The 20081-nt window shown below is 60.0% G+C and carries 18 protein-coding genes; 7 read left to right on the top strand and 11 right to left on the bottom strand.

Translation table 11 applies throughout. The annotated features are described in order from the left end of the window. Positions 1-117 precede the first annotated feature (117 nt). Genes ITX55_RS01300 through ITX55_RS01310 form a run of 3 tightly spaced genes read left to right on the top strand, consistent with a single transcriptional unit; the run spans position 118 to position 3256 of the window. Positions 118-2730, top strand: a complete 2613-nt coding sequence (locus ITX55_RS01300; RefSeq protein ID WP_033643219.1) for a YdbH family protein — start codon at positions 118-120, stop codon at positions 2728-2730. After that, positions 2727-2924, top strand: coding sequence for a YnbE family lipoprotein (locus ITX55_RS01305; protein WP_025302979.1), 198 nt, complete (start codon positions 2727-2729; stop codon positions 2922-2924). The genes ITX55_RS01300 and ITX55_RS01305 overlap by 4 nt, the downstream gene beginning before the upstream one ends. 8 nt (positions 2925-2932) lie before the next feature. Next, on the top strand, positions 2933-3256 hold the full coding sequence (locus ITX55_RS01310) for a YdbL family protein (RefSeq protein ID WP_033643218.1): 324 nt from the start codon (positions 2933-2935) through the stop codon (positions 3254-3256). 119 nt (positions 3257-3375) lie between these two features. Here ITX55_RS01310 and azoR read toward each other — a convergent pair whose 3' ends face one another. After that, on the bottom strand, positions 3376-3981 hold the full coding sequence (gene azoR / locus ITX55_RS01315; protein ID WP_015377994.1) for an FMN-dependent NADH-azoreductase: 606 nt from the start codon (positions 3979-3981) through the stop codon (positions 3376-3378). Between the two features lie 269 nt (positions 3982-4250). Here azoR and hrpA point away from each other — a divergent pair, with 269 nt between their 5' ends. After that, positions 4251-8138, top strand: coding sequence for an ATP-dependent RNA helicase HrpA (gene hrpA / locus ITX55_RS01320; protein WP_223084711.1), 3888 nt, complete (start codon positions 4251-4253; stop codon positions 8136-8138). Positions 8139-8234: 96 nt separating this feature from the next. Here hrpA and ITX55_RS01325 read toward each other — a convergent pair whose 3' ends face one another. Both ITX55_RS01325 and asr read right to left on the bottom strand, forming a co-directional pair. Continuing rightward, positions 8235-9047: a serine protease gene (locus ITX55_RS01325; protein WP_046687125.1), complete on the bottom strand. Its 813-nt coding sequence runs from the start codon at positions 9045-9047 to the stop codon at positions 8235-8237. A gap of 295 nt (positions 9048-9342) precedes the next feature. Then, a complete protein-coding gene (asr, locus tag ITX55_RS01330) occupies positions 9343-9621 on the bottom strand; it encodes an acid resistance repetitive basic protein Asr (protein ID WP_033643216.1) in 279 nt (92 codons plus the stop codon). A gap of 185 nt (positions 9622-9806) precedes the next feature. Here asr and ITX55_RS01335 point away from each other — a divergent pair, with 185 nt between their 5' ends. Beyond that, positions 9807-10712 (top strand): alpha/beta fold hydrolase, encoded by a 906-nt coding sequence (locus ITX55_RS01335; RefSeq protein WP_197755905.1) that lies wholly within the window; start codon positions 9807-9809, stop codon positions 10710-10712. Between the two features lie 170 nt (positions 10713-10882). Here the strand turns inward: ITX55_RS01335 and ITX55_RS01340 are convergent, their stop codons facing one another. The 4 genes from ITX55_RS01340 to folM all read right to left on the bottom strand — a co-directional run bounded on the left by ITX55_RS01340 (position 10883) and on the right by folM (position 15242). After that, positions 10883-12382 (bottom strand): carboxypeptidase M32, encoded by a 1500-nt coding sequence (locus ITX55_RS01340; RefSeq protein WP_197755906.1) that lies wholly within the window; start codon positions 12380-12382, stop codon positions 10883-10885. A gap of 35 nt (positions 12383-12417) precedes the next feature. Next, positions 12418-13722, bottom strand: a complete 1305-nt coding sequence (rstB, locus tag ITX55_RS01345; RefSeq protein ID WP_033643213.1) for a two-component system sensor histidine kinase RstB — start codon at positions 13720-13722, stop codon at positions 12418-12420. Beyond that, positions 13719-14444 (bottom strand): two-component system response regulator RstA, encoded by a 726-nt coding sequence (rstA, locus tag ITX55_RS01350; protein ID WP_197755907.1) that lies wholly within the window; start codon positions 14442-14444, stop codon positions 13719-13721. Before rstA ends, rstB begins: the two co-directional genes overlap by 4 nt. Before the next feature lie 75 nt (positions 14445-14519). Continuing rightward, the gene (gene folM / locus ITX55_RS01355) at positions 14520-15242 is read right to left on the bottom strand and encodes a dihydromonapterin reductase (RefSeq protein ID WP_060660666.1); all 723 of its coding nucleotides are present in this window, start codon (positions 15240-15242) and stop codon (positions 14520-14522) included. A gap of 183 nt (positions 15243-15425) precedes the next feature. Here folM and ITX55_RS01360 point away from each other — a divergent pair, with 183 nt between their 5' ends. After that, the gene (locus tag ITX55_RS01360; RefSeq protein WP_033643211.1) at positions 15426-15836 is read left to right on the top strand and encodes a hypothetical protein; all 411 of its coding nucleotides are present in this window, start codon (positions 15426-15428) and stop codon (positions 15834-15836) included. A 99-nt stretch (positions 15837-15935) separates the two neighbouring features. Here the strand turns inward: ITX55_RS01360 and ITX55_RS01365 are convergent, their stop codons facing one another. The 3 genes from ITX55_RS01365 to ITX55_RS01375 all read right to left on the bottom strand — a co-directional run bounded on the left by ITX55_RS01365 (position 15936) and on the right by ITX55_RS01375 (position 18460). After that, positions 15936-16331, bottom strand: coding sequence for a pyridoxamine 5'-phosphate oxidase family protein (locus tag ITX55_RS01365; protein ID WP_033643210.1), 396 nt, complete (start codon positions 16329-16331; stop codon positions 15936-15938). Positions 16332-16362: 31 nt separating this feature from the next. Next, positions 16363-16848, bottom strand: coding sequence for a hypothetical protein (locus tag ITX55_RS01370; RefSeq protein WP_206357494.1), 486 nt, complete (start codon positions 16846-16848; stop codon positions 16363-16365). Positions 16849-17068: 220 nt separating this feature from the next. Next, positions 17069-18460, bottom strand: coding sequence for an amino acid permease (locus ITX55_RS01375; RefSeq protein WP_223084715.1), 1392 nt, complete (start codon positions 18458-18460; stop codon positions 17069-17071). A gap of 57 nt (positions 18461-18517) precedes the next feature. Here ITX55_RS01375 and ITX55_RS01380 point away from each other — a divergent pair, with 57 nt between their 5' ends. Next, a complete protein-coding gene (locus ITX55_RS01380; RefSeq protein WP_147837989.1) occupies positions 18518-18712 on the top strand; it encodes a hypothetical protein in 195 nt (64 codons plus the stop codon). Here ITX55_RS01380 and ydgH read toward each other — a convergent pair. Next, positions 18705-19655: a DUF1471 family protein YdgH gene (gene ydgH, locus ITX55_RS01385; RefSeq protein ID WP_025302966.1), complete on the bottom strand. Its 951-nt coding sequence runs from the start codon at positions 19653-19655 to the stop codon at positions 18705-18707. The genes ITX55_RS01380 and ydgH overlap by 8 nt on opposite strands. Positions 19656-20081: the final 426 nt, after the last annotated feature.

The following is a 20081-nucleotide window of genomic DNA, read 5'->3' on the forward strand; positions in this document are numbered from 1 at the left end:
GCAAATCGCCTCTGCGACCGCGCTCAGCTTCACCCTATGTCAAATTCGTGCCATCATTATTGTCAATTCAGGCATAGACTTAACCAATGCCTAACACAGGAACGAAGCAATCATTTAATGACCAGGCGATTGAAAGTATTCATAGGGACGGTGGCGGGCTGCGCAATCCTGGTGCTGGCGTTGTGGCAAACCTTGCCGCGCTGGCTGCCGGGGGTGTTATCGCATTGGTTGCCGGCGGGAAGCCGACTGGAGTTGCAGGGCAAATTGCATTGGCGCCAGGGCGGCCTGACGTTGGCGGGGGCGCGTTTCACCGCGCAAGATTGTCTGCTGGCCAGCGTCGGGCCGACGCGGCTGGCTTATCGGCAAGGCCGCTGGCAGCTGTCGAGCGATAAGGTCAGCGTCGATAGCGCCTGTTTGTCAAAACTGCCGGGCGGCGACGCCAACAGCGCGCCGCTTGCGCTCGATCAACTGCAGCGGCAGCTACCGCCGGTGGATCTCACCATTCATGACCTCACGCTCATTCCCTGGCAGCGTTATGCCGGGAAGCTGCAGCTTTCCTCAGGCTCTGACGGGCAACGTCTGCATTATCGGGGGCCGAATCTCAGCGCCGAGGCGCAGCTGGATGAAAAACAACAGCTGACGTTGCACAGCCTGACCGTCATTCCGCCCAACAGCGCGCAACCGCTGCGCCTCGCCGGCAAGATAACCATTCCGCTGGATCTGGCCAGCCTGCCCACGCAGGGCGCGCTGCAGGGTGAAATGCAGACGGCCTATCTGGAAAAACCGGTTTTGCTGGATATGCGCTGGCAACAGCAGCAGGGCGTGTTGACGGTGAGCGAGAAAGGCGACGATCGGCCGCTGGCGGTGCTGCCGTGGGAAGTGACCCCGCAGCGGGTCAGCATCAAGCAGGGCGAGTGGCGTTGGCCCTACAGCGGACAGCCGTTGAACGGCGGCCTCAGCATCGCGCTGCACGACTGGAGCAAGGGACTGGATGAAACGGAGATCAGCGCGCGGCTGAACGTGATCACGGCCGGCCACAACGGCAAGGGCAATGCGGTGCTGACGCTTGGGCCGGGCAAGGTGGGGCTGACCGACAGCGATCTGCGGTTCCAACTGACCGGCCAGGCCAATCTGGCCGACTTCTCCGCTACCGCGTCGATCCCGGGCGTGCTCGGCGGCAGCATTCTCAACCCGACGCTGGTTCTGCAGCCGGGTTCGTTGCTGCGCCTGTGGGGCAAGGTGACGCCGGAAATGACGCTGGAAGAGGCGCGTTTGCCGCTGGCGGGCGTGAAGGTGACCGCTGCCGGTATTACCGGCCGCCTGCAGGCGATTTTGAGCGCCAGCGACAGTTACTGGGGCCGCTTCAAGCTGCATCTGGACGGCCAGGCGCAGGATTTCTGGCCGGACAAGGGCCACTGGCAATGGCGCTACTGGGGCAATGGCCGCTTGCCGCCGCTGCAGGCCGCCTGGGACGTGGCCGGCAGCGGCAGCTGGCGCGACAGCGAGTTGGTGCTCGATAAACTCTCCACCGGCTTCGATAAGTTGAAGTACGGCCTGGTGACGGTCGCCGCGCCGCGCTTGAGCCTCAACCAGCCGCTGCGCTGGCGGCGTGATGAACAAAGCCCGCAGTTCAACGGTGAGCTGCAGCTGGCGGCGGATAAGGTCAGCTTCAGCGATGGCGGCTATCTGCCGGCGCCGGTGCTGGCGCTGCAGGTGAACGGCCGTTCGCCGGACAGTTTCCAGATGCAGGGCAAGCTGCAGGCGCAACAGATCGGTCCGATCGCGCTGCGCGGCCGTTGGGACGGCGAACGTCTGCGCGGCGAAGGCTGGTGGCCGAAACAGTCGCTGAAGGTCTTCCAACCGCTGCTGGCGCCGGATCTCAATCTCACGCTGCGCGACGGCGAGTTTTACGCGCAGTCGGCGTTTTCCGCCGCCCGCGAACAAGGGTTCGAGGCCGGTGGCCACTGGGTGGTGAAAAACGGCGGCATGTGGCTGAAGGACGGGGAGATGAGCGGCCTGGATTTCATCCTGTCGTACCGGTTCAAGCAGCATCACTGGCAATTGGGAGCTAAACAGCCGGTATCGCTGCGCATCAAGTCTTTCACCAACCTGTTCGAGATGCAGAACATTTCCGCCGATTTGCAGGGCACCTATCCTTATAGCGAAGGGCAGCCGCTGACGTTGAGCAACGTCGGCGTGGACATGCTCAACGGGCATATCAGCCTGTCGGCGCTGCGGTTGCCGCAGCATGACGCCGCAGTGCTGAAGCTGGACAAGGTCGATCTCAGCGCGCTGTTTACCGCCCTGAAACCGAAGCAGTTCGCCATGTCCGGCCGCGTCGACGGCGAGTTGCCGCTGTTCCTGAACCATCCGAAGTGGCTGGTGCAAAACGGCTGGATCGCCAACGCCGGCACGTTGACGCTGCGCCTGGACAAAGACATGGCCGACGCCATCGGCAGCAACAACCTGGCGACCGGCGCGGCGATCGACTGGCTGCGCTACATGGAAATCAACCGTTCGCATGCCCGGGTCGATCTCGACAACCTGGGCGAGCTGACGCTGAGCGCGCGCATCGACGGCATCAACCCGCAGAAAAGCGCCAAGCGCGAGGTGATCCTGAACTATCGCCATCAGGAAAACGTGTTTCAGCTGTGGCGCAGTTTGCGCTTCGGCGACAATTTACAGGAGTGGCTGGAGCAGGCCCTCTCACAACCTGGGGAGCAACAATGAAAATCATGAGTGTGTCGACGCTGGCAGCGGTGCTGTGCGTTTCGCTGCTGAGCGGCTGCGTGCCGCGCATCGAGGTGGCGACGCCTAAGGATCCGATCACCATCAATATGAACGTCAAGATCGAACATGAAATTCATATCAAGGTGGATAAGGACGTCGAAAACCTGCTGAAAACCCAAAGCGGTCTGTTCTAGGAGCCGACATGAAAAAACGTTATTTGTGGCTGGCCGGCGCCGCCTGGCTGTTCAGCGGCCTGGCGATGGCGCTGACGCTGGATGAGGCGAAGCAGCAAGGGCGGGTGGGGGAAACCCTGAGCGGCTACATCGCGCCGGTGCAGCAGGACGCCGAAACTTTGGCGCTGGTGAAGCGTATCAACGCCGGCCGCGCCGAGAAGTATCAGGAAGTGGCGGACGGCAACCATATCGCCGTTGATGAAGTGGCGCGCATGGCCGGCCAGAAGCTGGTGACGCGGGCGCAGAGCGGCGAGTATGTGCGCGGCATCAACGGCCAGTGGCTGAAGAAGTAAAAAAAAGCGCGCCGTCTGGCGCGCTGAATGATACGGATAGATGATTATTATGAGGGTAGTGCAGGTTTGACAAGGCTTGCCTCTTGTCCGGCTGGGGCATGGCGCCCCTGCGCAGGCTCTTACGCGGCAACCACCTGAGACAGGGCCGCTTTGGCGTCTTCCTGTGCTTTGGTTGCCACTTCCGGACCGTAGGCGATGCCTTCCGCGAAGACGAACTCCACGTCGGTGATGCCGATGAAGCCCAGGAACAGACGCAGGTAAGGTTCCACCAGGTCGGTTGGGGTGCCTTTATGAATGCCGCCTCGGCTGGTCAGGATCACGGCACGTTTGTTTTTCACCAGGCCTTCCGGACCGTTTTCGGTGTAACGGAAGGTCACGCCGGCGCGGGCGACCAGATCGAAATAGTTTTTCAACTGGGTCGGGATGTTGAAGTTGTACATCGGTGCGGCAATCACGATAACGTCATTGGCCTGCAGCTCGGCGATCAGTTCGTCCGACAGGGCCAGCGCTTCTTGTTGACGCGGAGTCAACGGAGCATCGGAAGGACGCAGCGCGCCAACCAGCTCGCCGTCCAGCACCGGGATTGGCTGTGCGGCCAGATCGCGCACGGTGATGGTGTCGCCGCTGTGGGCGTTGCTCCATTGCTCTACGAAGAAATCGGCCAGTTGGTTAGACTGAGAGTAGGTCGCCAGGATGCTTGATTTCAGAACCAATACGTTGCTCATCGATAATTCCTTACGTTGTGACAGTGACATCAGGACTCAGCGTCCCTTGCATGAACTACATGCTATTCACATTCCCCCAACAGTGATAGCGCAATATTTCGAGATCTTCGTTCGATTTTATTGAATAACCTGCCGAGGCGTTACTCGCGAAAGTAGGGGGAAAAAGCCGTTTGTGATAGGCTGTGCGGCTAAAGCAAAAAAATCGCTAAAAAAACATTAAACCGTTGCTAAGCCTGGTCTTGGCCACGATGAAACAAGGAACACCGAACGTGAAATCTCCGCTCGAGGCACTGCCGGCCCAACTGGGCGAGCTGATGCTCCGCGATCAACAACGCCTGCGTCGTCGCCTGCAGGGCGCACGAAAAATCAAAAATCCCGATGCCCAGCTGGCGGTCGCCGCCGAAGTGGAAAGCGACATCGCGACGGCGCGGCAAAAAGTGCAGGCGCGCGCCGCGTCTTGCCCGCGCATTACCTATCCGGAAAGCCTGCCGGTCAGCCAGAAAAAGCAGGACATCTTAAACGCTGTCCGCGACCACCAGGTGGTGATCGTCGCCGGGGAGACCGGCTCGGGGAAAACCACCCAGTTGCCGAAGATCTGTCTGGAGCTGGGGCGTGGGGTGAAAGGGCTGATCGGCCATACCCAGCCGCGCCGCCTGGCGGCGCGCACCGTCGCCAACCGCATCGCCGACGAGCTGGAAACCCCGCTCGGCGGCAGCGTGGGCTACAAGGTGCGCTTCAACGATCAGGTGGGGGAAAACACCCTGGTCAAGTTGATGACCGACGGCATTTTGCTGGCGGAGATTCAGCAGGATCGCCTGCTGATGCAGTACGACACGCTGATCATCGATGAAGCGCACGAGCGTAGCCTGAATATCGACTTTATTCTTGGTTACCTGCGCGAACTGCTGCCGAAGCGCCCGGATCTCAAGGTGATCATCACCTCGGCGACCATCGATCCGCAGCGTTTCTCGCGCCATTTCAACAATGCGCCGATCATCGAGGTTTCCGGCCGCACCTACCCGGTGGAGGTGCGCTACCGCCCGGTGGTCGACGACGGCGACGATACCGATCGCGACCAGCTGCAGGCGATTTTCGATGCGGTGGACGAGCTTGGGCGTGAGGGGCCGGGCGACATTCTGATCTTCATGAGCGGTGAGCGCGAGATCCGCGATACCGCCGACGCTTTGAACCGCCTCAATTTGCCGCACACCGAGGTGCTGCCGCTGTATGCGCGCCTGTCGAACAGCGAGCAGAACCGGGTGTTCCAGTCGCACCACGGCCGCCGCATCGTGCTGGCCACCAACGTGGCGGAAACCTCGCTGACGGTGCCGGGCATCAAATACGTCATCGATCCGGGCACCGCGCGCATCAGCCGCTACAGCTTCCGCACCAAGGTGCAGCGCCTGCCGATCGAGCCGGTGTCACAGGCCTCCGCCAATCAGCGTAAAGGGCGCTGCGGCCGCGTGTCGGAGGGGGTGTGCATCCGTCTGTACTCCGAACAGGATTTTCTCTCGCGGCCGGCGTTTACCGATCCGGAAATTCTGCGCACCAACCTGGCGTCGGTCATTCTGCAGATGACCTCGCTGGGGCTGGGCGACATCGCCGCGTTTCCGTTCGTCGAGGCGCCGGACAAACGCAACATTCAAGATGGCGTGCGCCTGCTGGAAGAGCTGGGGGCGATCACCACCGCCGATAACGGCCACTATCAGCTGACGCCGCAGGGCCGGCAGCTGGCGCAGTTGCCGATCGACCCGCGTCTGGCGCGCATGGTGCTGGAAGCGCAGAAGAGCGGCAGCGTGCGCGAGGTGATGATCATCACCGCCGCGCTGTCGATTCAGGATCCGCGTGAGCGCCCGATGGACAAGCAGCAGGCCTCGGATGAAAAACACCGCCGCTTCGCCGACAAAGACTCGGACTTCCTGGCGTTCGTCAACCTGTGGGATTATCTGCAGGAGCAGCAAAAGGCGAACTCCTCCAGCCAGTTCCGCCGGCTGTGCCGCAACGATTTTCTCAACTACCTGCGGGTGCGCGAGTGGCAGGATATCTATACCCAGCTGCGCCAGGTGGTGAAAGAGCTGGGGCTGCCGATCAACAGCACGCCTTCCGACTACCGCAGCGTCCACACCGCGCTGCTGACCGGCCTGTTGTCGCACATCGGCCAGAAGGATGCGGACAAGCAGGAATACACCGGCGCGCGCAACGCCCGCTTCTCGATCTTCCCCGGCTCCGGCCTGTTCAAGAAGCCGCCGAAGTGGACCATGGTGGCCGAACTGGTGGAAACCAGCCGCCTGTGGGGGCGCATCGCCGCGCGCATCGAACCGGAATGGATCGAGCCGCTGGCTCAGCACCTGGTGAAACACAGCTACAGCGAACCGCACTGGTCGAAGTCGCAGGGGGCGGTGATGGCCAGCGAAAAGGTCACGTTGTTCGGTCTGCCGATCGTCGCGGTGCGCCAGGTCAATTACGGCGCCATCGATCCGCTGCTGTGCCGCGAGCTGTTTATCCGCCATGCGCTGGTGGAGGGCGACTGGCAGACGCGCCATGCTTTCTTCCGCGATAACCAAAAGCTGCGCGCCGAAGTGGAAGAGCTGGAGCATAAATCGCGCCGCCGCGATATTCTGGTAGACGACGAAACGCTGTTCGGCTTCTACGATCGCCGTCTCCCCAACGACGTGGTGTCCGGCCGTCATTTCGACAGCTGGTGGAAGACCGCCGCCAAACAGCAGCCCGACCTGCTGAACTTCGAAAAAGAGATGCTGATCAAGGATGGCGCCAACAAGATCAGCGCGCTGGATTACCCGAACTTCTGGCATCAGGGCAACCTCAAACTGCGGCTGAGCTATCAGTTCGAACCAGGCACTGACGCCGACGGCGTGACGGTGCACATCCCGCTGCCGATCCTCAATCAGGTGGAGGAGCAGGGGTTCGAATGGCAGATCCCCGGCATCCGCCGTGAACTGGTGATCGCGCTGATCAAATCGTTGCCGAAACCGGTGCGTCGCAACTTCGTGCCAGCGCCGAACTACGCCGAAGCGTTCCTTGGCCGCGTAACGGGGCTGGAATTGCCGCTGCTTGACGCGCTGGAGCGCGAGCTGCGGCGTATGACTGGCGTGACCGTGTCACGTGATGACTGGCAGTGGGATCAGGTGCCCGATCACCTGAAAATGACTTTCCGCGTGGTGGGCGAGAAAAACCAGACGCTGCGCGAAGGCAAAGATCTGGCCGCCCTGCGCCTGCAGTTGAAAGAGAAGGTGCAGGAGACGCTGTCGGCGGTGGCCGATGACGGACTGGAGCAGAGCAACCTGCATGTCTGGAGCTTTGGCCAATTGCCGGCGTTCTACGAGCAGAAGCGCGGTGGCTATTCGATGAAAGCCTATCCGGCGCTGGTGGATGAAAAGGACAGCGTGGCGATCCGCCTGTTCGACAGCGAAAGCGAACAGCAACAGGCGATGTGGCAGGGCACGCGCCGCCTGCTGTTGTTGAATATTCCTTCACCGATCAAATATCTGCATGAAAAACTGCCGAACAAAGCCAAGCTGGGGCTCTATTTCAACCCGTACGGCAAGGTGCTGGAGCTGATCGACGACTGCATATCGTGCGGCATCGACAAGCTGATCGCCGAACACGGCGGCCCGGTTTGGCAGGAGGAAGACTTTGCACGGTTGCAGGAGCAGATCCGCGCCGAGCTGAACGACACGGTCGTTGAGGTGGCCAAGCAGGTTGAACAGATCCTGACGGCGGTCTTCAACATCAACAAACGGCTGAAAGGCCGGGTGGACATGTCGTTGGCGCTGGCGCTGTCGGACATCAAGACCCAGCTCGGCGGGCTGGTCTACCGCGGCTTCGTCACCGGCAACGGATGGAAACGGCTGCCGGACACGCTGCGCTACCTGCAGGCGATCGAACGCCGATTGGAGAAACTGGCTATCGATCCGCACCGCGATCGCGCGCAGATGCTGCGGGTGGAGCAGGTGCAGCAGGCGTGGCAGCAGTGGCTGAACAAGCTGCCGTCGAAGCGACAGCAGGAGGAAGAGGTGAAAGCGGTGCGCTGGATGATTGAAGAACTGCGTGTCAGCCTGTTCGCGCAGCAGCTGGGCACACCTTACCCGATCTCCGACAAGCGCATTCTGCAAACCATCGAACAGCTTTCGGGCTAAGCTCAGGCGCGCCGGCCGGCAAACGGCCGGCGCAGCGCAAGTTGAAATTCAGGGAACAGAGAAACAGCAACGGCGCTTGATGCGCCGTTGCGAGAGCTACTTGCCTGCCGCCAGGGCGTCCAGCGCCTCGCGGATGCCAGGCACCGCCAGAGCGCGGTTATCGGCGCGGTAACGATCTTTCGCTGCCGGTGCCGAACTCTGGATGGCGATCAGCTGCCAGCCGTCGGCGGTTTTCAGCAGCAGCGGTGAGCCGCTGTCGCCGGGCAGGGTATCACACTGGTGCGACAGCACCCCTTGCTGGGCCCAGCCGGTCACCTTGCAGTTTTGGTGGCTGTAGAGGTCATCCAGATGGTCCTCCGGGTAGCCCGCCTGGGTGATCAGCCGTTTGGCCTGTTTCAGGGCCTGAGTCAACGCCTTGCTGTCGCCTTGCCACAGCGGCAGCGGGGCGATCGGCAGCGGCGTTTTGTCTTTCAGCCGGATCAGCGCAAAGTCATAAGCGGCGGCGGCGGGCGGCACGATCCAGCCGTCGCCGTCCGCTTTCAGCTTTTTGCCCAGTTTGCTGTCGACCAGGGTTTCAATATTGTCGGTTTGATACTGCCATGATTTATCGCCCGCCACGAAGCGCAGGGCGACGGCTTTATCCAATTGTCCCGGCGGCGCCAGCACGCAATGGCCGGCGGTCAGCGCCAGGTGTGGGGAGATCAGCGTGGCGGTACACAGATTGCCGCTGGCGGTTTCGACCTGGCCGATGGCTTGCCACGGCTGGGCGGCGGTATCCGTGACCTTGATTCGTTCATCTTTGCCGAAAAACAGACGCGTTTGCTCGGCCTTGGACGGGCCGTCGGCGCGTGCCGCCTGGGAGGCGATGAGCGGGAGTGAGCACAGCAACAGTAAAACGGATATGCGCATAGATCTCTTGCCTGACAAATACGGATCATCCATAAACACACTGAATGCTAACTATAGACTGATTTAGCAGCCATGTGGATGGGCAATAACTGATTTTTCAATAATTTCCCGCCGGCGAGGCGACAGGCTACAGATAAAAAAAGACGGCGATCAGTCCACAGAGGATCAGGGCGGTCAGAATGATCTCGAACAGGTAGCGGCGCAGCATCAATGAGAACCCCCCGGATGAAAAAACACCCGGTGAACCGGGTGTCGTGCACGTCAAGCCTGAAGCGGTGAGGGGAACCTCACGACATTACGCTTTTTTGTGGCTGGCTTTCTTGTGGTGCTTTTTAGCCGCCTGGGCTTTTTGCGCCGGGGCTTTTTTGCCGGCTTTCTTGTGATGCTTTTTGGCCGCCTGAGCTTTCTGTACCGGGGCTTTCTTGCCGTGGTGTTTCACCTGAGCTTTAGCCGGCGCAGCGGTGGCGGTGGTTGCGGTAGCCGCAGGCGCGGTAGTGGTGGCAGCCTCGGCAGCGAAAGCCACGGAAGACAGACCCATTGCAGCGGCAACAACCAGAGCTAATACTTTTTTCATCGCAGAATCCTCAACATGACTTTTGGGTATCAACCCCACTGCGGGGCCGTTGAGATGATAGTAGGCAAACGGCGTCCGGCTTTCCGTGAGTGATTGGTTTCGGCTTGTAACCTAATGTACAGGGCGGCGGCGGCAGAAGGGATTGCTGCTATAATGACCGTCAGGCTCGATAAAAGGGATTTAAAATGAACGAGATAACGGTTCGTTGTGGCGTGACGGAACAGGGTGAGGTGCCGCTGGCCTATGAAGACTGGGGCGATGAGGCGCATCCGCCGCTGTTGTTAATCATGGGCATCGGCGCGCAGCTTTTGCTGTGGCCTGACGATTTCTGCCGCGCTCTGGTCGCCAAGGGATTTCGGGTGATCCGCTACGACAACCGCGACGTCGGCCTTTCCGGTAAAACGCGGGCGCAGCGCAAGACGCCGCTGTGGCTGTTGATGTTGCGTGCCCAGCTTGGCTGGCAAACGCCGGTGCCTTATACCCTGGCGGATATGGCGACGGACGCAGCGCATCTGCTCGATCATTTACGCATTCCTCAGGCTCATGTCCTTGGCGCCTCGATGGGGGGGATGATCGCCCAGGTGTTGGCCGCCGAATACCCGCAGCGCGTCGCCTCGTTATGCATCTTGTTTTCCAGCACCAATCAACCGCTGTTACCGCCGCCGGCGCCTTCGCTGCTGTGGTTGCTGGTGCGCCGGCCTGCCGCCGATATGACGCTGCAGCAGCGCCAGGAAGGGATGAAGGCCTTTCTGCGCGCGCTTGGCACCGCGACTTATCCGCCGGAGGAGGCGGAGCTGGATGTCCTGGTGAAGCGGCTACTGAAGCGGGGCGTGGATCCGGAGGGCATGCAGCGGCAACTTTCCGCGCTGCTCGGCAGCGGCGATCTGCGGCGTTACAGTCGGCGCATCGCCGCGCCGACGCTGGTGATTCACGGCGATCGCGATCGGCTGGTGCGCAAGGCCGGCGGGGTGGCGATCGCTCGGGCCGTCGCCAACGCCAGATTGCAGATTATGCCGGGCATGGGGCATGATCTGCCCGCCGCGTTGAGATCACAACTGGTGACGATGATCGCCCGTCATGCGCTGGGATGAGAGGCAGATAGGGGCGTTGCTGTTTATGGTTTTAGTTACAACATACTATTGGACAGTAGCAACCCGCCACCCTGTAGCCAAGGCATTGCCGGCAAGGAAAGCGCGCTATGTAACATTATTAGGTCAAACAGGGGAAAAAGGGCGCGGCCGTGGCCGCGCACGGGGAGAGATTACAGGTAGCGGTTTTCCAAATGCTGGCGGAAGTAGCGCGGATTGAGCGCTTCACCGGTTGCATTGGCGATCAGCGTGTCGGTCGGGAAACGGCTGCCGTGGTGCCAGATGTTATGCTGCAACCAGTGGAACAACGGCTGCAGATTGCCGGCGGCGATGTCCTCGTTCAGCGAAGGCAGGGCCTGACGCACGCTGTGGAACAGCTGCGCGGCGTACATCGCGCCGAGGGTATAAGTCGGGAAGTAGCCGAAGGCGCCGTCGGTCCAGTGGATATCCTGCATACAACCGTTGCGGTAGTTGCCGATGGTATCGAGGCCCAGGTAAGCGTGCATCTTTTCATTCCACAGCGCCGGAATGTCCTCCACTTCGATCTCGCCTTCGATCAGCGCTTTTTCAATTTCGTAGCGCAGGATGACGTGGGCAGGATAGCTCACCTCGTCGGCGTCGACGCGGATCAGGCCCGGTTTCACCCGCTGGTTGAGGCGAATGAAGTTGGCTTCTTCCAGCGCCGGCTGTTCGCCAAACTGTGCGGTAACCAGCGGACGCAAGATTTTCAGGAATTCATTGCCGCGCGCCAGCTGCATTTCGAACAGCAGGCTCTGCGATTCGTGGATGGCGGTGGAGCGGGCCAGGGCGACCGGCTGGCCGAGCAGATCGCGTGGCAGGTTCTGTTCGTAACGGGCGTGGCCAGTCTCGTGTACGATCCCGAGCAGCGCGGTCAGGAACTCTTTCTCGTTGTAACGCGTGGTGATGCGCACATCCTCCGGCACGCCGCCGCAGAACGGGTGGGCGCTGACGTCGACGCGGCCGTTGTCGAAGTTGAAACCGAGCAGCTTCATCACGCTCAGGCTCAGCTGGCGCTGGGTGTCCACATTGAACGGGCCCTGCGGCGCCAGGCAGGGTTCATTGGCCTGTTTGGCCACCACGCGCTGCAGCAAATCCGGCAGCCAGGTTTTCAAATCGCCGAAGATGCGATCGAGATCGCTGCTGCGCATGCCCGGCTCATACAGGTTGAGCAGGGCATCGTAACGGCTGGTGCCGGCCGCCTGCGCGCGGATCTGCGCCTCTTCCCGGCTGAGTTTGACCACGTCGCGCAGATTCTCCGCGAAGCCATCCCAGTCGTTGGCCGGGCGCTGGGCGCGCCAGGCGTGTTCACAGCGGGCGCCGGCCAGCGATTTGGCTTCGACCAGCGACGCCGGCAGCAGCACCGCGTCTTCATACTGGCGGCGCATTTCGCGCAGGTTGGCGCGGTCGATCTCGTCCAGCGTCTCTTGCTGCGCGCGATCCAACAGCGCGCCGGTGCTTTGTGCCGTTAAAATCTGGTGCTGCAGCACGCTCAATTCGGCCAGGGCTTCGGAGCGCGCCTTGCTGCCGCCCGGCGGCATCATGGTTTGCATGTCCCAACCGGCGATGGCGGACAGGTGGCCGAAACGCGACAGCCGGCTAAAAAGCGCGCGCAGGTGATCGTAAGCAGACGTGTTGGAAGGTGCAGATGTCATTATTATTCGGCTCCAATGAGAAGGGTCCGGCGGTGTTACGCCAGATCGGCTTTTAAACTGAATGTCGGCTTCACCGGCCAGCAGAAACGGAAGCTGGCGCCGCCGAGCGAACTGCCTTCGACGAACACCTGTCCCTGGTAGGCGACGGCGATGGAATGGACGATGGCCAGCCCCAGCCCGCAGCCGCCGGTGGCGCGATCGCGGCTGGGATCGAGGCGAACGAAAGGCTCGAACACCCGCTCGCGCTCTTCCGGCGGGATACCCGGCCCGTCATCTTCGACCTGCAAACAGGCGAGGTCGCCGTCGAACCACAGCCCAACGCGCAGGCGCTGTTCGGAATAGCGCAGCGCGTTGTTGACCAGGTTATCGAGTACGCGCTCCATCAGGCGCAGATCGACGCCGCCGAAGTCGCCGACGTGCGGGATGTCGAGCTGGATGTCGCGTTCCTGATGGATAAGGCGGATATCATCGACCTTGTCCTCCAGCCACTTTGGCAGATCGATGGGTTCAATGTTTAGCGCAACCTGCGGCCGATCCAGGCGGGCATAGGTCAGCAGCTCGTCGATGAGCGACTCCAGTTGGCCGATATCGCGGTTCAGCGCCTGCTGCTCGCCTTCGGACAGGTTATCGCTCATCTCGAGCCGATAGCGCAGGCGCACCAGCGGCGTGCGCAGCTCGTGGGCGATGCCGTCGATCAGCTGTTTCTTGCTGGCGATCAGGGTGTTGACGTTGTCGGCCATCTGGTTGAACGCCACGCCGAGCCGGCTCAGGCTGGAAGTGGGATCGAAGTGGGTGCGTTCATCCAGATGCCCGGCGCCGAGCCGCTGGGCGGCGTTTTCCAGTTTGAGCAGGTCTTGCCAGTGCGGCCGCATCCACAGAAACACCGGCAGCGCCAGCGACATGCCGATAAACACCAGCAACACCAGATCCAGCAGACGCATCTGGTGCAGATAGAACAGATAAGGAATGGGGCCGACCACCAACACATAGTGGCTGCGCGGAATGCGTTGCATAAAGGTGTACTGATCGTCGAGGGCGATGATTTCACCCAGCCGCAGCCGCTTTTTCAGATCCTCGCTCAGTTCCTGTTTGCCGAGCGGTTCGATATGAAGCTTGAACGACAGATTGAGATCCAGCGTGGCGATAGTCTTGTTCCAGTCCTTCAGCGGGATTTCGCGCAGCTCGCTGCGCATCAGGTACAGCGAGCTTTTCATCAAATCGTCCATCGACTGGCGGCCGGCGCGCTCGGCGGTCACCTTGTACACCAGACCGACCAGCATCGCCATCACCAGAAAACAGACGAACAGCAACAGGAAGAACTGGACGAAAAGTTTTCTCATTGTTGCACCGATGCCCAGGCGTTAGGGGCGAACAGATAGCCCTTGTTGCGCACCGTCTTGATACGGAAAGGCTCCAGCGCGTTGTCGTACAGTTTGCGGCGCAGGCGAGAGATCGCCACGTCGATGCTGCGGTCCATGCCGTCGTAGCTCACGCCGCGCAGGTTTTGCAGCAGCGCCTCGCGATCCATGATCTGCCCGGCGTGGGTCGCCAGCTCCCACAGCAGATCGAAATCCGAGGTGGACAGGGTGATGGTTTCCTCGCTCAGCGTAACCTGACGGTTGACCGGATCGATGCACAGCAGCCCGAAATGCAGCGCGTTATGCTGGGTAAGCGGCTGAGCCGACTCTTCTTTCGGCTGCTGGCTGTGTTGACGCAGATGCAAACGCAGGCGCGCCAGCAACACCGCCGGCGGCGTGGTTTTCAGGATATAGTCGTTGGCGCCCATCTCCAGCGACAGGATATGGTTCATGTCGCTGTCGAGCGAGGTCAGCAGCACGATCGGGCCGGGGAAGGTGGGGCGCAGATCGCGGCACAGCGTCATGCCGTCTTTGCCGGGCAGCATGATGTCCAGCAGCACCAGGTCGGGTTGCTCGCGCTCGATGCATGCCTGCGCGCTGTCGCCGCGCGGTTCGATCAGCACCTCGATATCGTGTTTGCCCAGATAGGCGGCGATCAGTTTGCCGACTTCAGGATCGTCTTCCACAAAAACAATTTTATGCATATGCCCGTGTTTTAATAAGAAAAGCGGATTTCAGCATAGCGCGGCCCGCGAGGTTGCGCCAAGCGGATCTTTGCGTCAGCGCAGCGGCCGCCCGCCGTCGACGCCGTGGGTGCGGCCGGTGACGTAGCGGCTCTCCAGCAGGTAGTTCACCAGATTGACCACTTCGCTCTCGCCCGGCGCGACCTTCATCAGCGATTTCGCCAGCGCCTGCCGACGATAAGCTTCGTCGTCGCCCGGATTGAAGATGATCAGCGCCGGCGCGATGGCGTTGACTTTGACTTCAGGCGCCAATTTGCGGGCGAACGACCGGGTCATGTTGTCCAGCGCGGCTTTGCTGGCGGCGTAGGCGATATGCTTGTCGCTGCCTTTTTCCACCACATAGTCGGTCAGATGGATAATGTCGGCGCCGGCCTGGCCCTGGCCTGTCAGGCAGGACTCGAGCAGTTGATTGAGCAAATAGGGCGTGTAGACGTGAATTTGCAGCATCGCCGCCATGACCTGTTCCGGCGGCACCTCCGGTGACTCCGCCTGCCAGGCGCTGGCGTTGTGGATCACCGCGCGCAGCTTGGGCGCGGCCTGCCGCACCTGTTCGGCGAAACGATAAATGCCTTCATGGGTGGAAAAATCGCCCTGAATGCAGCAGGCGCCCAAGGCTTTCAACTCGGCCATCGCCGGATATTCGCTGCGGTAGGCGATGATGACCGGAACGCCGCGCTGGAGAAACGCTCTGGCGAGCGCCAGCCCTATGCGCCGTGCGCCGCCGGTAATCAGCACCGGGGCGGAGTTGTGGTGTTCCATTGATTAAAGCTCCTGGACAGACTGGCAAACAATAGGGGAATTATGCCATCATACGGCGGAAAGTCGTTAAAGCTTCGCATGATTATCCATTTCTGGATATAAGATCCCCAATGCATTTCAGGTTGCCCCCGGCGGCGGCTTGAAAGACCACGGGTTAACACTGGCCATGAGAGGAATGAGGGGATGAACAGCAATCACCTTGCATCCATCGCGCGCAGTGAGAAAATCTGTTTCGACTATATGGATTTTCTGTCCGCATCGTGCAGGAAGCACTGGCGCTTTGTTGATGCTATTTATGGTGTGATGCCGATCTTCGGCATGGTGTTGAAATCGCGCGTGACCACCTCGCAAACGCGCAAAGAGCAGTTAAAAGAGTTGGCGCTGCAGGTGGTGTCGACGCAGGTCAGCGATGAAACCAACATCGTGCGCCTGATTGACCTGGCGCAGCAGCAGGGCCTGGCGGTGTTTGATATTCAGTTGCCTTATGCGCTGGAGGCTCAACAACTGGCGGCCATTCAGAAAGAGTGTGCGGAAGGCATTGCGATTACTCTGGTGGGTGAACGCATGACCGTCGCGATCCCTCCCAAAAGCTGACCGGGCATCAACCCGGCCGCCCGTTCATGGTTAGGCAATTGACTCGTCGCGATGGCCTAACCATGAACGTGATGTCTCACGCCGCATGACGACCGGCGTCTAGAGCTGGGTCCCGGCATTCGGGCCGGAGCGCAGGGTATAAATACTGTCTATATGAATTAACACCGCGTACTTCGGCGGCTTCATTCCGTTTTTTTCCGCAAACGTCAACGCATCGTCAAACGGCTTACCCGCCAGAAACAGTTCGGGCGTGCCAACGAAGCGGTAACCGTCCAGCGCCTCGCGATCGATGACCACAACGGCCATTTTCGAGCCGGCCTTGATGTTTTTCAGCGTTTGGCCTCCGGTATTTTCGTTGTAAATCAGCGTACGGTCATCATAGAGGCGCAAAGAGCGCTTGGGGCCGATATCGGGAACGCCGTTCGGGCTGCTGGTCGCCTGCACAGGCAGCTGTTTAGCCAGCATCTTCTTCATCTCGTCATTCAATTCATTCATTACAGATGGCCCTCAGATTGGTGTGTCACTTTTAATGCAAGGTAGCGGAAGCGTTGGCCGCCGGTGCGCAGACGCTGGTTTCCGGCAACCGGTGTTCGCGCAGCAGGTGCAGGGTTTCAATCCTGAAACGCAGCAGGTGCCGTTCGGCGATCTGCTGCATCTGTTCGCACAGCGACGTATCGGCCAAGAGTTGCTCGATAGCGACTCGGGCCTGATGAACATGCAGCTCGACGCCGCGCAGAGGCTTCTGCCGCAGGCGCAGATGGGTAATGTTGTTGAACGTGACGATCAGCGCGGCAAGGGCAGACTCGAAAATATTCAGCGCTTCAAATCTGGCGGTATAGTCCGCATTCAGCCAGGGCTTCTCGGCGATGATCGCCTGAGCCCCCTCCAGCGCCTGTTGATAGCTCGCCATCGCCTGGCGATCGTGCCGCTGATTAAACGCCATGTTGCCCTCGGCGATCAGCGCCTCCCAGGCGGTAAACAAAGGTAATGCGTGCAGCAGTTTCTCAGCCATGAAATGCCTTCCATTTTCAACCTGTCTTCATCCGCCGCCTGACGCCTCTCGCCAGGGGCACTCGCGTCTTACCATTAACCAATAAATGATAATGATAATTAATTGCATTTGAGATCGCAAGCGTGGCGCATGGCTGACTGTGCAAAGGGGGGGGACGCGGTAGCAGGGGAAAAAGAGGAAGCAAAATGCGGCTGACGGGCAGCCGCATTGACGGGACACTTTAGTGCAGCATAAACCAGCCGGCGGGCAGCGTGGCCACCAGCAGCAGTAAGATGCTGCCTTTTTCCAGGCGATTCAGCAGATTGATATCCTGATGGCCGCGGCGGGCGTACATGAACACCAACAGGCCCGGCGCATACAGCAGCACCGACATCAGCAGGTGCATCAGCCCGGAAGCGTACAGCAGCCATAAACCATAGACGCAGGCGCCGGTGGCGGCGAAGATCAGGCGCTTGTCGCGGCGACGGTAAGCCACCTTGAACAGAAATGCGCCGACCAGGAAGTAAGGCACCAGGATCATTTCCGACGCGATGGTCAACAGCGAGTTGTAGTTGCTGCCGGTCAACCAGATCAGCACCAACGCCAGCTGCACCGCGATGTTGGTCAGCCACAGCGAAGACGATGGGGCGTGATGGCGGTTCTGTTTGCCGAACACGCGTGGAAATGCGCCGTGCTGTGCGGCCAGCAGGGGGACTTCCGCCGCCATGATGGTCCAGCTGAGGTAGGCGCCGCACACGGAAATGATAAGACCGGCGGCGATGATCACGTCTCCCCACGGGCCAATCAGTTCCACCATCAGCACTGCCATCGACGGGTTGCGCATGTCGGCCAGTTCGCTGCGCGGCACCACGCCCAGCGACAGCAAGGTGACCATCAGATACACCGCCAGCGCCGATAGCACCGCCAACATGGTCGCGCGCCCCACGTCCTTCTTATTGCGCGCGCGCGCGGAAACCACCACGGCGCCTTCCACGCCGATAAACACCCACAGGGTGATCAGCATGGTGTCCTTGACCTGTTCCCATACCGGCTTGCCGAGGGCGATCCCCTGGAAGTCCAGCGTGAACACGTCCATTTTAAAGGCGATCGCCGCCAGAACGGCGAACATCCCCAGCGGCATCAGCTTGGCGAGAGTGGCCGCAAGATTGATGCTGGCGGCGGTTTGCACGCCGCGCAGCACCAGCGCGTGCACGATCCACAGCAGGGCAGATTCGGCGATCAGCGCCTGCCAGGTATTGCCGTCACCGAGAATAACGTTGCCGCCGCGATCGGTGAAAATGCTCAATGCCGCGAACACGATCACCAGATACGAGACGTTGGCGATTACGGCGCACAGCCAGTAACCCCAGGCGGAGCAGAAGCCCATCAGCTCGCCGAATCCCTCTTTGGCGTAGGTGAAGATGCCGCCGTCCAGATCCGGGCGCAGACGCGTAAGCAACAGCATGGCAAACGCCAAAAACAGAATGCCGACGCCGGTGATCCCCCAACCCAGCAGCAGCGCGGCGGGGCTGGCGACCTGCGCCATGTTTTGCGGCAGACTGAACACGCCGGCGCCCAGCATCGAGCTGAGCACCAAAGCGGTTAGCGCGGTAAGACCGAGTTTTTTTTCCAATGACGGATCCTGAACGCAGAATAAACAACTGGAAGGGAACTGCTTGGCGGCAACAATGTGTTAACAACCATTGCGCTAATAGACAATAGCCCTAAAAATTGGCGCAAATTCTACGGAGGGATGATTAGAGATGCAATGATTGAATATGCGGAATTTACAAAAAACTATTCAACGAGCGGCGAAAAGATCGGCAATAAAAACGGGCAGCTCAAGGGCTGCCCGATGGTAAACCGAAAAGCGGGTTTTATTTGAACAGATCGGCGCTGACGGTCAGGTTGCCGCCGCTCTTGTTCTGCCACTGGCGAGTGACGTGGTAGTACTTGGCGCCTTTCTCGGCCGCGCGTTTCGCCACTTCGGTGGACACGTCAGTCATGCTGTTGAAGTGGCCGGTGAAGGTGACGGAATCGAATGGCACCATCTGCGCGGCGGTGACGTTGTTCACTTCCTGAATCTTGGTGCCGTTAGGCAGCGTGACGGTATAGCGTTGGCCGGTAGAGGACTGGGTTTCGAAGAAACGGCCCACTTCGCGGCTTGGTGAACCGGAAGACGCGACGCCAGGAATTTCGACTTTCGCGGCTGCGGCGCCGCCGGCGGCCAGCGCGGCGCGGCCGGCGTCAGAATCGGCTGGGATGGCGTCCGGGCTCTGCACGCGGCGTTTCGGCGCATCGGCCTTATAGATGTAGGCGGTGACGAACTGGTTGCCGCCGGAGTTGGCGTCAACCTGGCGCACGATGAAGAACGAGGCGGCGCCTTTTTTCTGCGCTTCTTTGGAGATGGCGTCGTTAATGTCCGGCTGGCTGCGGTAGAAACCGCTGACGCTCACGGTATCGTAAGGCTCCAGCAGGTAGGCTTCCTCTTTAGGCAGTTCATTCACGCCGTTAAATACGCGGTATTTTGGTGTTTTGCTCACTTCTGGCGCATCTTTATGATAAAGGTCTGCGGTGACGCGCCAGTTGCCGCCGTTATTGCTGTTGTTGCTGTCCTGGATATAGAAGGAATCGGCACCCAGTTTGTCTGCACGGCGGGATACGGCGTCGACGGCTTCATTGATCGCATTGAAGCGGCCGGTAATCGTGATGCGATCAAACGGCTTCAGCGCCGCTGCTTTCTCAGGAGTTAACTCTTGCGCCGCATGAGCGGACAGCGCGGTGAGTGATAACAAGGCTGACGCGATGATCGTGGTCTTCAGCTTCATAAAAAATCCTTTCGCCTAGCGCATTAACGTTTATAACGTACTGAACTGTTTAAGTGTAATTCAGCCGTCGATTATTACATGTAATTCTGAAAACTGTCTCAGCATTTTATGTTATCCCGTGCGACAAATCCTTGACGGTGACGCGGGTCGCACGGATGGCGCCGCCGCCATAAGTTTCCATAATAAAGGCTTTGGTGTCATTAGTGTTAATTATTCACAAAATGATAACTTTTATGCTTGTCCGCCCCGCATGGCGATAAATCGTTACGCCGGGCGCAAACCTCTAATCATGCAGAATGTGCTGTTCTGTATGCATTTTTTCACTGTAAATTGCGATTTGTCATATCGCGCCCGGCGTTTTTATGTAAAAACAGGGCTGAATGCGTAAGCAATTATGGATCATCGACCTTATTTTCAGTAGGTTAT

Origin of the sequence: Serratia sp. EWG9 (assembly GCF_019913725.1) — a bacterium.
GTDB lineage: Bacteria > Pseudomonadota > Gammaproteobacteria > Enterobacterales > Enterobacteriaceae > Serratia > Serratia ureilytica.